This window comes from Variovorax sp. P1_G12 (assembly GCF_056405555.1).
Map to the genome: position 1 here is coordinate 217,604 of NZ_JBFUBW010000001.1, position 14,224 is coordinate 231,827.

Sequence of the window (14,224 nt, forward strand, 5' to 3'; positions counted from 1 at the left end):
GGGTTCATTTTCCTCAAGCGTGCACGAGGGTACCTTCGTCCTCGCCCATCACGACGCGCTTGAGCGCGCCGTTCTTGAAGATCGAGAACACCTTGATCGGCAGGTTCTGGTCGCGGCACAGCGCGAAAGCCGTGGCGTCCATGATGCCGAGGTTCTGTGCAATGGCTTCGTCGAAGCTCAGGTTGGTGTAGCGCGTGGCGCTCGGGTCCTTCTTGGGATCGGCGGTGTAGACCCCGTCGACCTTGGTGGCCTTGAGCACCAGTTCGGCGCCGATCTCGGCACCGCGCAGCGCGGCGGCGGTGTCGGTCGTGAAAAAGGGGTTGCCGGTGCCGGCCGCGAAGATCACGACCTTGCCCTCTTCGAGGTACTGCAAGGCCTTCGGCCGCACATAGGGCTCGACCACCTGCTCGATCGCGATGGCCGACATCACGCGGGCGATCAGTCCCTGCTTGTTCATGGCGTCGGCCAGCGCCAGCGCGTTCATGACCGTGGCCAGCATGCCCATGTAGTCGGCGGTGGCACGATCCATGCCCACCGACCCTCCGGCGACGCCGCGGAAGATGTTGCCGCCGCCGATGACGACCGCCACCTCGACCCCCATGTTCACGACCTCGGCCACCTCGCCGACCATGCGGACGATGGTGGCGCGATTGATGCCGAAGGCATCGTCGCCCATCAACGCCTCGCCCGACAGCTTCAACAAGATTCGCTTGTGGGCTGGGCGGGCTTCTGACATGGATGGATCCTTTGGAGTTGGCGGGGGCGAGTGTAAGACGTGACTGTGAAAAAGCGGCAGCGCGTCACGTGCGCTGCCGCCTGCGGCGCGACTCAGGCCGCAGCTTTGGCGGCTGCGACCTGCGCTGCCACTTCGGCCGCGAAGTCGTCGACCTTCTTCTCGATGCCTTCGCCGACCACGTAGAGCGCGAAGCCCTTGATGGACGTGTTGGCGGCCTTGAGCATCTGCTCGACGGTCTGCTTGTCGTTCTTCACGAAAGCCTGGTTGTGCAGCGAGACTTCCTTGAGGTACTTCTGCACGCCGCCTTCGATGCGCTTGGCGACGATGTCGGCCGGCTGCGGCTGCTTGCCCGCGGCTTCGGCGACCTTGCGGTCTTCCTCGGCCTTGCCGGCAGCGACCGCGCGTTCCTTCTCGATCAGGTCGGCCGGCACGTCGGCGCTGGAGATCGCCACCGGCTTCATGGCGGCGATGTGCATCGCGACGTCCTTGGCCGAAGCGTCGTCACCCTCGAACTCGACCATCACGCCGATACGGGTGCCGTGCAGGTAGGAGGCCAGCTTGCCGTTGCCGGCGAAGCGCTTGAAGCGACGGAAGCTCATGTTCTCGCCGATCTTGCCGATCAGGCCCTTGCGCACGTCTTCCAGCGTCGGGCCGAATCCGTCCTGCTCATAAGCCAGTGCACCCAGCGCAGCGAGGTCGGCCGGATTGTTCTTGGCGACCAGCATCGCGGCGGCGTTGGCCATTGCGAGGAAGCTGTCGTTCTTGGTGACGAAGTCGGTTTCGCAGTTGATCTCGATCATCGCGCCGGCATCGCCGTCCACGAAAGCCGTGACCACGCCTTCGGCCGTGACGCGGCCGGAAGCCTTGCCAGCCTTGTTGCCGAGCTTGATGCGCAGCAGCTCTTCGGCCTTGTCCATGTTGCCTTCGGCTTCGGTCAGGGCCTTCTTGCACTCCATCATCGGGGCGTCGGTCTTTGCGCGCAGTTCGCCAACCATGCTTGCGGTGATCGTTGCCATGTATGTACTCCGTTCGGTTTGTCAGTGGCGGCCGCCACGCCGGGCGACCGCGAAAATCAGATTAAAAAAAAGGGGCAACAAAGCCCCTTCTTCAGGCTCGAGCGAGCTCGAATCAGGCGGAAGCGCCCTCTTCGACTTCGACGAATTCGTCGGAACCACCCTCGGCCACGGCCTTGACGACATCGTTGACGCCGCTGGCGCGACCTTCGATGATCGCGTCGGCGATGCCGCGGGCGTACAGCATGACGGCCTTCGACGAGTCGTCGTTGCCGGGGATCACGTAGTCGATGCCTTCAGGCGAGTGGTTCGAGTCGACCACGCCGATCAGCGGGATGCCGAGCTTCTTGGCTTCGGCCACGGCGATCTTGTGGAAGCCCACGTCGATCACGAAGATGGCGTCGGGCAATGCATTCATGTCCTGGATGCCGCCGATGTCCTTTTCGAGCTTCGCGATTTCGCGCGAGAAGGTCAGTTGCTCCTTCTTGCTCAGGCTGTCGAGGCCGGCTTCCTGCTGGGCCTTCATGTCCTTCAGACGCTTGATCGACGTCTTGACGGTCTTGAAGTTGGTCAGCATGCCGCCGAGCCAGCGGGTGTCGACGAAAGGCACGCCGGCGCGGCGGGCTTCGGCAGCCACGATCTCGCGGGCCTGGCGCTTGGTGCCGACCATCAGGATGGTGCCGCGGTTGGCGGTGAGCTGCTTGGCGTACTTCATCGCATCCTGGAACATCGGAAGCGACTTTTCCAGGTTGATGATGTGAATCTTGTTGCGATGGCCGAAGATGAACGGGGCCATCTTGGGGTTCCAGAAGCGGGTCTGGTGACCGAAATGGACACCGGCTTCCAGCATTTCGCGCATGGTGGTCGACATAGGAATAACTCCAAAGGTTGGGTCTAAAATCCAGCCCGTTTTGTGTGCTTTCCTATTGGAAGAAAGGCGCACAACACCTTGAATGGGCTGGTTTGCGGATGCGTCTCGCTCAAGCGGTTCTTGCTCGGCCTTAGCTCAGCTATGGCTCGGCTTTTGCCTCTGGGCGAAACCCAAGGAGTATAGCACGCACCACCCAGACACCCCTCCCTTCACCCGCCCTCTGACCATGCGCCCAGACCTGCACGCCACCCGCCTCGCCCTGCTGGCGACCTCTTCCGACGCGCGCACCGAAATGGAGCACAGCATCGCCACCGCGGGCTCGCCGGCCTGCGAGCACGCGTTCACCCGCACCCTGTTCGACGAGGCGCGACAGGAGGCCGCCGCCGCCGTACCCGGCCAGCGCCTTGCCGGATTGGCCTTTTCGGTCAAGGACCTGTTCGACGTCGCCGGCCAGCCGACGCCCGCCGGTTCGGTGGTGCTGGCCCATGCACCAGCGGCCCGGGCCGATGCAGTCGCGGTGGCGCGCCTGCGGGCGGCCGGCGGCGCCCTGCTGGGCCGCACCAACATGACCGAATTCGCCTTCTCGGGCGTCGGCGTCAATCCGCACCACGGCACGCCGGCCAATGTCGCCGATCCCGGAACGCCGCGCATCCCGGGCGGCTCGTCCTCCGGGGCCGCGATTTCGGTGGCCAGCGGCGCGGCCTTCGTCGGGCTCGGCTCCGACACCGGCGGCTCGATCCGCATCCCGGCCGCGCTCAACGGCATCGTCGGCTTCAAGAGCACCGCGCGGCTGGTGCCGTCGGACGGCGCCCTGCCCCTGTCGACCACCCTGGACACCGTCTGCGCCATGACGCGCTCGGTCCGCGATGCGGTCACGGCGCACGAAATCCTCGCCGCGCGACGGGTCACGCCTGGTAGCGCGCCGCTGTCGGCCTACCGCCTGGCCGTCGTCCGGAACCTGTTCCTGGACGACCTCGATCCGGTGGTCGCCAGCGCTTTCGAGCGGACCTTGAGCGGGCTCGCCAGGGCGGGCGCCCGGATCGAGGAAATCGACCTGCCGGCGCTGGCCGATCTGCCCGTCATCAACGCCACCGGCGGGTTCTCCGCCGCCGAAGCCTACGCCTGGCACCGCCTGCTGCTGGAACGCAGCGGTGCGGGCTACGACCCGCGCGTGGCGCAGCGCATCCTCAAGGGCGCGACCATGAAGGCGCACGAGTACATCGACCTCGTCAACGCCCGCCGCGGCTGGATCCGGCGCATGGAGCAGGCGCTCGAACCGTTCGACGCCGTGCTGTCGCCGACCGTGCCGATCACCGCGCCGACCATCGCCAGCGTGGCGCCCGGAGAGGTGCGCGACGAGGCCTTCTTCCGCATCAACAGCCTGCTGCTGCGCAATCCCTCGGTGATCAACATGCTCGACGGCTGCGCCATCTCGCTGCCCTGCCAAGCGGCGGGCGAGCTGCCGGTCGGCCTGATGCTGTGGCATGCCGCCCTTCACGACGACGCGGTTCTGGCCGTCGCGCTGCAGGCCGAGCGGGCGCTATAAAGTCGGCAGGGTCGCCGTGCCTTCCGGGGCCGTCGACTCACACATTTCACCGCCAAAGAAACGAATGAAAATCGCGATCGTGGGAGCCGGGATCATCGGCGTCACCACTGCATGGGAGCTGGCCTCGGACGGCCACGAGGTGGTGGTCTTCGAGCGCCGCGGCGCCGCCGCCGAGGAGTCCAGTTTTGCCAACGCCGGCGTGGTCGCGCCCGGCTACGTCACCCCCTGGGCCGGGCCCGGCATGCGCGGCAAGGTGCTGCGCTCGCTGCTGTCGACGCATGGCGCCGTCAAGCTGCGCTGGCCGCTGTCGTCACGAGATCTGGGCTTCATGGCGCGCTGGCAGCGCGCCTGCAAGCTCGAAACCTACCTGGCCAACCGCTCGCGCATGCAGCGGCTTGCCTTCTACAGCCGCAACCGGCTGCATGCCGTCACGCAGGCCTGCGAGCTCGAGTACGAGCGCAGCGACGGCTACCTGGTGCTGCTGCGCTCCAAGCGCGAGAAGAAGCTGGTCCAGGCCGGACTCGAACTGCTGCGCGCCGCCGGCAGCAGCTTCCGCGAGATCGATGCCGACGAAGCCCGGAAGATCGAGCCCGCCCTGAGCACCGACACCGCTCTGGCCGGCGCCATCCATCTGCCGGACGACGAGGTGGCCAACTGCAGGCAGTTCGCGCTGTTGCTGAAGTGGGAGGCCGAGGCGCTGGGCGCCCAGTTCCACTTCAATTGCGACCTGGCGCCGATGAGTCGGTCGGCGCCGACCGCCCTCGCGCTGGCCGCCGGCTCCGAGGCCCACCGCTTCGATGCGGTGGTGGTCTGCGCCGGAGTCGACTCGGCCCGATTGCTGAAACCGCTGGGCCTGCACATTCCGCTCGCGCCGGTCTACGGCCACTCGGTCAGCGCGAACATCCGCGAACCGCTCAATGCACCGCGCAGCGCCGTGATGGACGAACGCTACAAGGTGGCGATCTCGCGGCTCGGCCTGCGCGTGCGGGTGGCCGGGAGCGCCGAGCTCGGCGGCTCGCCGGCCCTCATGAACCCGGCATCGCTGCAGACGCTCTACAAGGTGCTGCACGACTGGTTCCCGGGCGCTGCGACCCTGCGTTCCGGCGTGCAGCAATGGAAGGGCGCGCGCCCGATGCTGCCGGACGGACCGCCGATCATCGGCGCGAGCGGCGTACCGGGCGTCTGGCTCAACCTCGGCCATGGCTCGAGCGGCTGGGCGCTGTCCTGCGGCAGTGCCCGGGTCGTGGCCGACCTCATTGCCGGCCAGGATGCAGGCATCGACCTCGAGGGGCTCGGCATCGAGCGCCTGCTGCTGCGCTGACGCGCCCGCGCCACCATGCAACGCGTCACCACCGCCACCGCCGCAGCACTGTTCGACGTCGCGGCCACGCGGCGGATCGAGCAGGCCGCCGCGGCCGCCCTGCCACCGCACACGCTGATGCAGCGCGCCGGTCTCGCGGTCGCCCGCCTCGCGATGGCGATCGCGCCGCAGGCACGCACGGTCTGGGTCGCCTGCGGCCCCGGCAACAACGGGGGGGACGGCTTCGAAGCCGCGGCGCAATTGCAGCGGCGCGGCTTCAGGCCGGTCGTCACGCGCCTCGGTGACGAAGGCCGCTTGCCGGCCGACGCACGCGCGTCGCTCCAGCGTGCGCGCGACGCCGGCGTGTGCTTCGAGGACGCGCCACCGGCGCAGTTCGATCTGGCGATCGACGCCCTGCTGGGCATCGGCGCCACGCGAGCGCCCGAAGGCCGGATGCTCGAATGGTTGCGTCGCATGCACGCCGGCCCCGCGCCGCTGCTGAGCGTGGACACGCCCTCGGGCCTGAACCCCGACACGGGCACGCTGCCGCCGGATCTGCTGCCCGCGGCGGCGGCTTCGTCGAACGCCCGCCGACTCTGCCTGAGCCTGCTGACCCTCAAGCCCGGCCTCTTCACCGCCCACGGCCGCGATGCCGCCGGCGACGTGTGGTTCGACGACCTCGGCACCGGCCCCGGCGACGAACGGCCGGTGGCGCGCCTGCCCGGCGTGCCGGCCGCGCCCGGCCGATGGCAGTCCTCGCACAAGGGCAGCTACGGCGATGTCGCGGTGATCGGGGGCGCCCCCGGCATGGCGGGCGCCGCCCTGCTGGCCGCCTCTTCCGCCCTCGCGGCCGGCGCGGGACGCGTCTTCGTCGCCCCGCTGGATGCGGGGGTCGCGCCGCTGGATCTGCTGCAACCCGAGCTGATGTTTAGGCGCCCCGACACGCTGGACCTGGGCGCGATGACCGTGGTCTGCGGCTGCGGCGGCGGCACCGCCGTCGCCGAGGTGCTGCCCCGCGTGCTGGCGGAAGCCGGTGCGCTGGTGCTGGATGCAGACGCGCTCAACGCGATCGCCAGCGACGCCGGCCTGCAGCCGCTGCTGCTGGCGCGCCAGCACGCCGGCCGCGCGACGGTGCTGACACCGCATCCCCTCGAAGCGGCCCGCCTGCTGGCGACGACCACCTACGACGTGCAGGCGGACCGGCTGGACGCGGCCGCCCGGCTCGCGTCGCGCTTCGGCGCGGTGGTGATCCTCAAGGGCTCGGGCACGGTCATCGCCGCCACCGGTGAGGTGACGGTGATCAACTCCAGCGGCAACGCGCGGCTGGCCACCGCCGGTACCGGCGATGTGCTCGCCGGCATGGTCGGCGCCGCCCTGGCCGTCGGCCGGCCCGCGCTGGCGGCTGCCTGCGAGGCGGTCTGGACACACGGCGATCGGGCCGACCGCTGGCCCGCCGGCCTTCCGCTCACCGCAGGCGCCCTTGCACGAGGCGGCCTGCCCGTGCCCGCCGGCTGAAGAAACCTAACCCCGCCCAACGAAGGGCATCTTGGTGGCCATGATCGTGTGGAACAGCACGTTGGCTTCCAGCGGCAGGTTGGCCATGTAGAGCACCGACTGGCCGACGATGGCCACATCGATCACGGGCTCGATCGCGATCTCCCCGCTGGCTTGAGGAACGCCCTTGGTCATCCGGGCGGCGAGTTCGGTCATCGCGTTGCCGACATCGACCTGGCCGACGGCGATGTCGTACTTGCGGCCGTCCAGCGAAGCGGTCTTGGTCAGTCCCTTCACCGCATGCTTGGTCGCGGTGTAGGCGATCGAGTTCGGCCGCGGCGTGGTGGCCGAGATCGAGCCGTTGTTGATGATGCGGCCGCCGCGCGGCGTCTGCGTCTTCATGGTGCGAAAGGCCTGCTGGATGCAATAGAACATGCCGGTCAGGTTGATGTCGACCACGCCCTTCCACTGCTCCGGCGTCCAGTCCTCGAACGGGCCCGGCGGGTTGCCCACGCCGGCGTTGTTGAACAGCAGGTCGACCCGGCCGAAATGCTCGACCGCGGCCGCGAACAGCGCCTTCACCGACTCCGGGTCGGCGACGTCGGTCGGCACCGCGAGCGCTCTCGTCTCGGCGCCCGACTCCTTGGCAACCTGCGCCAGCGGCTCCTGCCGGCGGCCGGCCAGCACCACGCTCCAGCCATCGGCCAGCAAGGCCAGCGCGGCCGCGCGGCCAATGCCGCTGCCGGCGCCCGTGACGACCGCGATGCGGCTTGTCTTCTCACCACTCATTCCTGTGTCCTTCTTTTCAGCGGCGCGGCTTGCGCCCCTTCATCTTGTTGGCGGCCTTCTTGACCGCGGTCCTGAACGCCTGCATGGCGGATTGTGGCGCCGCCGCGGCGACCCGCTCCGCGCGCTCCGGACGCTCTGAACGTTCTGATCGCTCGGCACGCTCCGCCCGCTCGACGGGCGCCTCGGCCTTGCTGCGCGAGCGCTTGGCCGATGCCTTGGCGGGCACGCCGGCGGTGGCCGCGCCCTTGTCCTTCGTGGCGCGCGGCGCCAGTTCCTCGCCTTCGCGCACCAGGCGGAAGTCGATCTTCCGGCCGTCCAGGTCGACGCGACTCACCTGCACCCGCACGCGGGTGCCGATCGCATAGCGGATGCCGGTGCGCTCGCCGCGCAGTTCCTGTCGATGCTCGTCGAACTTGAAGTACTCGCCACCGAGCTCGGTGATGTGGACCAGACCCTCGACGTACATCGCATCGAGCGTGACGAAGATGCCGAAGGTGGTCGCGGCCGTGACCACGCCGCCGTATTCCTCGCCCAGGTGTTCGCGCATGTACTTGCACTTGAGCCAGGCCTCGACGTCACGGCTGGCCTCGTCGGCGCGCCGCTCGTTGGCGCTGCAGTGCAGGCCCGCAGCTTCCCAGGCCAGCGTTTCCTTGGTCGGCGCGACGGTCGCCTTCTGCGGCTTGCTCGTCGGCGCCTTGACGCGCGAGGCCAGCCGCTTCGCCAGCTTGGCGTGCGCCTCGCCCGGCGTCGGCAGCATCGGCAACTGGTACTTGGTCTTGCCGAGGATGGCCTTGATCACACGGTGCACCAGCAGGTCCGGATAGCGCCGGATCGGGCTCGTGAAGTGCGTATAGGCCTCGTAGGCGAGGCCGAAGTGGCCGCTGTTGATCGGCGTGTAGATCGCCTGCTGCATCGAGCGCAGCAGCATGGTGTGGATCTGCTGCGCATCCGGACGCTCCTTGGTGGCGTCGGCGATGGCCTGGAACTCGCCCGGCTTCGGGTCGTCGGTGATCGACAGCCCCACACCCATGGCTTTCAGGTAGCCGCGCAGGATCTCCTTCTTCTCGGGCGTCGGGCCTTCGTGCACGCGGTAGAGACCGGGGTGCTTGCCTTCGGCGATGAAGTCGGCGCTGCAGACGTTGGCCGCGAGCATCGCTTCCTCGATCAGCCGATGCGCCTCGTTGCGCGTGCGCGGCACGATCTTCTCGATCCGGCCGGCGTCGTCGCAGATGATCTGCGTCTCGGTGGTCTCGAAGTCGACCGCCCCGCGCTTGCCGCGCTGCTTCAAGAGCGCGCGATAGACGTCATGCAGGTTCAGCAGGTCCTTGACGCGGTCCTTGCGCTTCAGCGCCTCCGGGCCGCGCGTATTGCCGAGGATCGCGGCGACCTCGGTGTAGGTGAAGCGCGCATGGCTCCACATCACGGCGGGGTAGAACTGATAGGCGTAGATCTCGCCATCGGCCGCCACCAGCATGTCGCACACCATGCACAGGCGCTCGACCTCTGGGTTGAGCGAACACAGGCCGTTCGACAGCTTCTCGGGCAGCATCGGGATGACCCGGCGCGGGAAGTAGACGCTGGTGGCGCGGTCGTAGGCATCGATGTCGATCGCCGAGCCGGTCTGCACATAGGCGCTGACGTCGGCGATCGCGACCAGCAGGCGCCAGCCCTTGCCGCGCCCGACCTTCGCAGGCTCGCAGTACACGGCGTCGTCGAAGTCGCGCGCGTCTTCGCCGTCGATCGTGACCAGCGGCACATCGGTGAGATCGATGCGGCCCTGCTTGTCGGCCGGACGCACCTTGTCGGGAATCGCCTTCGCTTCGGCGATGCAGGCCTCTGAGAACTCGTGCGGCACGCCGTACTTGCGCACCGCGATCTCGATCTCCATGCCGGGGTCGTCGATCTCGCCCAGCACTTCCTTCACGCGGCCGACCGGCTGGCCGAACAGCGCCGGTGGCTCGGTGAGTTGCACCACCACCACCTGCCCGACCTTCGCAGTGCCGGTCGCGCCCTTGGGAATCAGGACATCTTGTCCGTAGCGCTTGTCTTCGGGTGCGACCAGCCAGACGCCGCCTTCGTGCAGCAGGCGGCCGATGATCGGCTGCTCGGGGCGCTCGATGATCTCGACCACGCGGCCCTCGGGGCGGCCGCGCCGATCCTGGCGCACGACGCGCGCCTTGACGCGGTCCTTGTGCAGCACCGCGCGCATTTCGTTGGGGGGTAGATAGATGTCGGCTTCGCCGTCATCACGCAGCACGAAACCGTGTCCATCGCGGTGTCCTTGCACCGAACCTTCAATTTCATCCAGCAAGCCGCTGGGATGGCCAATATTTTTGATATGATCTCCTTCGTTCCTGAAATTCAAAACCTGCTGCAAGGATTCATTCCAAGCAGCATGTGGGCCCAGATGGCGGAATTGGTAGACGCACTAGTTTCAGGTACTAGCGAGTAACATCGTGGAGGTTCGAGTCCTCTTCTGGGCACCATAGCTAAAGCCAACGAACCCCGGCAAGTCATAGACTTACCGGGGTTTTTTGCTTTCTGCAGAGACAGAACCAGGGGACGGTTCTGCCCACTTTCGCCATTTCCTGCCGAAAGAGACCTGATTGACACGGACCCGGGGCGTCCCCAACACTGTCCCCCGTCGATCAACTCCCCGGCGCCCCCTATGGCTTCCTTCGAACCTCGCGGCAATTCCATCAGAGTCATTGTCCGCGTGCCTGGTGGCGGAAAAAAGTCAGCCACCTTCGACACACAAGCCGAAGCCCAAGCCTGGGCCGCCCGCATGGAAGCAAAGAAGGCCCTCGGGCGCCTCAGCCCGGCAAAGGGCGCAGGCGCGACGGCGGGTGAACTTTTCGAGGCGTACCTCGAGGCGGTGGCCAAGGACACGGATTCGGGCAAGTGGAACGGACTGCGACTCATGAAGTGGTGTAAGGATCCTCTGGCGAGCAAACGGCTTTCCGACATTCTGACGCACGATATCAACGAATGGATCGCGCGTAACCTGAAGCAGGACAGCACCCGCACTGGCAAGCCGGTTTCGCCTGCCACGGTGAACCGTGAGCTCAACCTGATGAGCGCGGCGTTCAACTATGCCGTCAAGGATCGGAAGTGGATGGAAGTGAACCCCTGCCATGGGGCTCGGCGCCCTGAGCGCGGGCGGGCTCGCAAGAGGCCGCTACTCACACCGGACGAGATCCGCGCTCTGCGCATCTCGACTGGCTATGACACCGACCCGCACCTTAACACGTTGACCGCCCGGGTGGGCGCGTGCTTCCTCTTGTCGCTGGAAACGGGCATGCGCTCGGGCGAGCTGCTGCGTATCCGGCCGGCGGACTATTGCAAGGCCCGGCACCTGGTCCACGTTGCGGCCATCAAGAAGAGCCGCAGGAAGGCCGCACCGAGCGGCCGGGCGTCCGTCGATCCCAGCCGCAATGTCCCTCTCACCGCCCGCGCCGTGGAATTGCTGGATCAGCTGCTGGCCAGCATGCCGAAGGACCAGCCCTATGTCGTGGGCCTGGACGACAGCCAGCGCGACTCGCTCTGGCGCAAGGCCCGCGACCGGGCTGGCATCGAGGATCTGCACTTCCACGACACCAAGCACGAGGCGGCCACCAGGCTGTCGAAGTTCATCGACGTGCTGGCCCTGTCGCACGCGATCGGGACCAAGGATGTGCGGCTGCTGCGCGACACCTACTACAACGACGACGCGGCCGGGGCAGCCGCGCGGCTGCCGGTCCAGCTTTCGCCGGCCCTCAGCTGACTGGCCAAACGGCGTTCGAAGGAGCCCTTTCCGAGCACGATTCCGATGGCGCTCCCTGTTCAAGTCCAAGGCCCCCCTTAACAATGGGGACTGCATATCACCGGAGTCAACATGGACCTAGAAAAAATGGCACGCGGCCCCGCAACGCCGGGCGTCGACCTCGGACCGGCGGATCGAGGACTTGAAGGTGCGTATCGGCGCGGCTACTACCAGGCGGTCGCGGAAATCGCCCATCGACTTCAGTACGGGAGCCCCTTGAACGCCAGGGCATTGAACGGCTGGGTCGAGAACGAAGGCATGAACTGGCGCCGCCACACGCCGCTGGATCGCCACGTGCTGCCGCCTGAGTTCGAAAGCAGGTAGACGGGTAGAGGGAGCAGCGCGCACCCTCGGCCGGCGGACGGGCATCCCTCGTGGCGAGGTGTTGGTCTGTCGTGAGGGTGCCAGCGCAACGATCACCGGCACGATCCAGCCACAGCCGTTGCGGGCCGCCGGAATGGCAGACGCGCGACCGGCGAGCCCAACGCGACCGGCCTCGGGCAAAATCCATCGTGAACCCCAACCCAGCCCCCCCGGATGCCACAACTCCAAGTCACTGTCGCCAACCTCACCGGCCATGCCCAACTGGTCCATGTCTTCGATACGCTCACCGGCGGCACGCGCCCGGTGGAAGGAAGCCCCTTCTCGCTCGCGAATGGAGCCCGCTCGGCAGCCTTCGGCGTCAACGCGGATGCACGCGGGCGCGGCATCCTGGCCTACCGCTGCCAGAGCGGCATCCTCCGTTCCGGCATCGATGTCGCTGACGGCACCGGCGTCGATATCCGCTAGGGCCTGGCCGCGCCCCCGGCAGCCGGTGCAGAATCGGCAGCTTCAATCCTTCTTCTGTCAGGCAGTCTCCCCATGCGCTTGAAAATGGGCCTCTTGGCCATCGTTCTCCTTGCCTCCGCAAGCCCCACCTTCGCGCAGGCCGCGGAACCGACGGATGCCGCCAGCTGCAAAGCCGAGGAAACCGCGCTGGATCAGGACATCGCTCAAGCCCGCGCCCGGGGCCAGATGCTCAGGCGCCGCCAGCTCACCGACTCCCTGGCTGCGCTGCAGGCCCATTGCGAGGCCATGATGGCCGCGAAGGATCCGGCTACGCAGATCAAGCGGCAGGAACAGGAAGTCCAGCAACTGCGCATCGAACTCGAACGCGCCGAGGCCCAGCTGCGCAAGCTCAAAGCCGGAAAGTCCTGAACGCCGCCGCTGGCGGTGGTCCGACCGCCAGCGAGCGAGATCGCTGTCAGACGGGCAGCGCGATCAGGTCGTGTCCCTCGGCGCCGACGATGCGGGCCCGGGTGAACTCGCCCACCTTGAGCGTCTTGCTGATCTTCTCGGGCGGAAGCAGCCGCACGATGCCGTCGATCTCGGGCGCGTCGGCGTAGGTCCGGCCGACGCCTCCCTTGCGCCCCATGCCCGGCGCCGAATCCACCAGCACCTGCATCGTGGCGCCGATGCGCTGACGCAGCTTGGCGATCGAGACGCTTTCGGCCACTTCCATGAAGCGCGCCCGACGGGCCTCGCGCTCGGCCTCGGGCAGCATGCCCGGGATGTCGTTCGCCGCGGCGCCCTGGACCGGGCTGTAGGCAAAGCAGCCCGCACGGTCGATCTCCGCCTCGCGGATGAAGCTCAGCAGGTGCTCGAATTCTTCTTCGGTCTCGCCGGGGAAACCGGCGATGAAGGTGCTGCGGATGACCAGCTCGGGGCAGACCTCGCGCCAGCGTGCGATGCGCTCCAAGTTCTTCTCGCCGCTGGCCGGACGCTTCATGCGCCGCAGCACGTCCGGATGGCTGTGCTGCAGCGGCACGTCGAGGTACGGCAGCACCTGGCCGCTCGCCATCAGGGGAATGACTTCGTCGACGCTCGGATAGGGGTAGACATAGTGCAGGCGCACCCAGGCGCCGTAGGGCTCGGCGATCTCGCCCAGCGTGCGCACCAATTCGAGCATGCGCGTCTTGACCGGCTTGCCGTCCCAGAAGCCGGTGCGGTACTTGAGGTCGACGCCGTAGGCCGAGGTGTCCTGGCTGATCACCAGCAGTTCCTTGACGCCGCCTTCGAACAGCGCCTTGGCCTCCGACAGCACATCGCCGACCGGCCGCGACACAAGGTCGCCGCGCATCGACGGAATGATGCAGAACGTGCAGCGGTGGTTGCAGCCTTCGCTGATCTTCAGGTAGGCGTAGTGGCGCGGCGTGAGCTTGAGCCCCGCGACGCCGAAGGCCTGCGGCACCAGGTCGATGAAGGGGTCGTGCGGCTTCGGCAGGTTGGCGTGCACCGCGTCCATCACTTCCTGGGTGGCATGCGGTCCGGTGACCGCCAGCACGCTCGGGTGCATCTGGCGCACCAGATTGCCGCCCTGCTCCCCGGTCTTCGCGCCCAGGCAGCCGGTGACGATCACCCGGCCGTTCTCGGCCAGGGCCTCGCCGATGGTGTCGAGGCTCTCCTTGACAGCGTCGTCGATGAAGCCGCAGGTGTTGACGATCACCAGGTCGGCGCCCTCGAAGGTCTTGGAGGTCTGGTAGCCCTCGGCGCTCAATTGCGTCAGGATCAGCTCGGAATCGGTCAGGGCCTTGGGGCATCCCAGGCTCACGAAACCGACTTTGGGGGCCGCAGGCGCGGCAATTCGTTCAGGGGAGGCAGCTTCGCTCATATCCCCCCATTGTCCCAGCTATC

At 67.5% G+C, this 14,224-nt stretch carries 13 protein-coding genes and 1 tRNA gene; 8 read left to right on the plus strand and 6 right to left on the minus strand.

Annotated features, from left to right (window positions below; genetic code table 11):
- Positions 1–13: 13 nt before the first annotated feature.
- The 3 genes from pyrH to rpsB all read right to left on the minus strand — a co-directional run bounded on the left by pyrH (position 14) and on the right by rpsB (position 2,620).
- A complete protein-coding gene (pyrH, locus tag AC1D2O_RS01100) occupies positions 14–736 on the minus strand; it encodes a UMP kinase (protein ID WP_478089678.1) in 723 nt (240 codons plus the stop codon).
- A gap of 92 nt (positions 737–828) precedes the next feature.
- The gene (gene tsf / locus AC1D2O_RS01105; RefSeq protein WP_478089679.1) at positions 829–1,752 is read right to left on the minus strand and encodes a translation elongation factor Ts; all 924 of its coding nucleotides are present in this window, start codon (positions 1,750–1,752) and stop codon (positions 829–831) included.
- 112 nt (positions 1,753–1,864) lie between these two features.
- Entirely contained in the window at positions 1,865–2,620 is a 756-nt protein-coding gene (gene rpsB, locus AC1D2O_RS01110) for a 30S ribosomal protein S2 (protein WP_478093968.1), read from the minus strand.
- Between the two features lie 226 nt (positions 2,621–2,846).
- Between rpsB and AC1D2O_RS01115 the strand changes: the two genes are divergently transcribed.
- The 3 genes from AC1D2O_RS01115 (at position 2,847) to AC1D2O_RS01125 (ending at position 6,981) form a co-directional block, all read left to right on the plus strand.
- Positions 2,847–4,166, plus strand: coding sequence for an amidase (locus AC1D2O_RS01115; RefSeq protein WP_478155999.1), 1,320 nt, complete (start codon positions 2,847–2,849; stop codon positions 4,164–4,166).
- A 64-nt stretch (positions 4,167–4,230) separates the two neighbouring features.
- Entirely contained in the window at positions 4,231–5,487 is a 1,257-nt protein-coding gene (locus AC1D2O_RS01120; protein ID WP_478093970.1) for a D-amino acid dehydrogenase, read from the plus strand.
- 15 nt (positions 5,488–5,502) lie between these two features.
- Entirely contained in the window at positions 5,503–6,981 is a 1,479-nt protein-coding gene (locus tag AC1D2O_RS01125) for an NAD(P)H-hydrate dehydratase (RefSeq protein ID WP_478156001.1), read from the plus strand.
- A gap of 6 nt (positions 6,982–6,987) precedes the next feature.
- On the opposite strand, the gene AC1D2O_RS01130 is transcribed toward AC1D2O_RS01125, so the two are convergent.
- The gene (locus tag AC1D2O_RS01130; protein ID WP_478092907.1) at positions 6,988–7,749 is read right to left on the minus strand and encodes an SDR family oxidoreductase; all 762 of its coding nucleotides are present in this window, start codon (positions 7,747–7,749) and stop codon (positions 6,988–6,990) included.
- Positions 7,750–7,765: 16 nt separating this feature from the next.
- Positions 7,766–10,060, minus strand: a complete 2,295-nt coding sequence (rnr, locus tag AC1D2O_RS01135) for a ribonuclease R (protein WP_478156003.1) — start codon at positions 10,058–10,060, stop codon at positions 7,766–7,768.
- Between the two features lie 90 nt (positions 10,061–10,150).
- Between rnr and AC1D2O_RS01140 the strand changes: the two genes are divergently transcribed.
- The 5 genes from AC1D2O_RS01140 to AC1D2O_RS01160 all read left to right on the plus strand — a co-directional run bounded on the left by AC1D2O_RS01140 (position 10,151) and on the right by AC1D2O_RS01160 (position 12,748).
- Positions 10,151–10,235: transfer RNA gene (locus AC1D2O_RS01140), tRNA-Leu, on the plus strand.
- Positions 10,236–10,417: 182 nt separating this feature from the next.
- Entirely contained in the window at positions 10,418–11,512 is a 1,095-nt protein-coding gene (locus AC1D2O_RS01145) for a tyrosine-type recombinase/integrase (RefSeq protein WP_478156005.1), read from the plus strand.
- Positions 11,513–11,623: 111 nt separating this feature from the next.
- On the plus strand, positions 11,624–11,875 hold the full coding sequence (locus AC1D2O_RS01150) for a hypothetical protein (RefSeq protein WP_478095092.1): 252 nt from the start codon (positions 11,624–11,626) through the stop codon (positions 11,873–11,875).
- Positions 11,876–12,088: 213 nt separating this feature from the next.
- Positions 12,089–12,340 (plus strand): hypothetical protein, encoded by a 252-nt coding sequence (locus AC1D2O_RS01155; protein WP_478095095.1) that lies wholly within the window; start codon positions 12,089–12,091, stop codon positions 12,338–12,340.
- Between the two features lie 93 nt (positions 12,341–12,433).
- Positions 12,434–12,748 (plus strand): DUF1090 family protein, encoded by a 315-nt coding sequence (locus AC1D2O_RS01160; protein ID WP_478156006.1) that lies wholly within the window; start codon positions 12,434–12,436, stop codon positions 12,746–12,748.
- Positions 12,749–12,794: 46 nt separating this feature from the next.
- Here the strand turns inward: AC1D2O_RS01160 and rimO are convergent, their stop codons facing one another.
- The gene (gene rimO / locus AC1D2O_RS01165) at positions 12,795–14,201 is read right to left on the minus strand and encodes a 30S ribosomal protein S12 methylthiotransferase RimO (protein ID WP_478090369.1); all 1,407 of its coding nucleotides are present in this window, start codon (positions 14,199–14,201) and stop codon (positions 12,795–12,797) included.
- Positions 14,202–14,224: the final 23 nt, after the last annotated feature.

What these genes read in the sequence shown, in the direction of transcription:
- pyrH (WP_478089678.1), bottom strand. Translation starts at nt 736, where the DNA reads ATGTCAGAAGCCCGCCCAGCCCACAAGCGAATCTTGTTGAAGCTGTCG.
- AC1D2O_RS01125 (WP_478156001.1), top strand. Translation starts at nt 5,503, where the DNA reads ATGCAACGCGTCACCACCGCCACCGCCGCAGCACTGTTCGACGTCGCG.
- AC1D2O_RS01130 (WP_478092907.1), bottom strand. Translation starts at nt 7,749, where the DNA reads ATGAGTGGTGAGAAGACAAGCCGCATCGCGGTCGTCACGGGCGCCGGC.
- tsf (WP_478089679.1), bottom strand. Translation starts at nt 1,752, where the DNA reads ATGGCAACGATCACCGCAAGCATGGTTGGCGAACTGCGCGCAAAGACC.
- rimO (WP_478090369.1), bottom strand. Translation starts at nt 14,201, where the DNA reads ATGAGCGAAGCTGCCTCCCCTGAACGAATTGCCGCGCCTGCGGCCCCC.
- AC1D2O_RS01150 (WP_478095092.1), top strand. Translation starts at nt 11,624, where the DNA reads ATGGACCTAGAAAAAATGGCACGCGGCCCCGCAACGCCGGGCGTCGAC.
- AC1D2O_RS01120 (WP_478093970.1), top strand. Translation starts at nt 4,231, where the DNA reads ATGAAAATCGCGATCGTGGGAGCCGGGATCATCGGCGTCACCACTGCA.
- rpsB (WP_478093968.1), bottom strand. Translation starts at nt 2,620, where the DNA reads ATGTCGACCACCATGCGCGAAATGCTGGAAGCCGGTGTCCATTTCGGT.
- AC1D2O_RS01155 (WP_478095095.1), top strand. Translation starts at nt 12,089, where the DNA reads ATGCCACAACTCCAAGTCACTGTCGCCAACCTCACCGGCCATGCCCAA.
- AC1D2O_RS01115 (WP_478155999.1), top strand. Translation starts at nt 2,847, where the DNA reads ATGCGCCCAGACCTGCACGCCACCCGCCTCGCCCTGCTGGCGACCTCT.
- AC1D2O_RS01145 (WP_478156005.1), top strand. Translation starts at nt 10,418, where the DNA reads ATGGCTTCCTTCGAACCTCGCGGCAATTCCATCAGAGTCATTGTCCGC.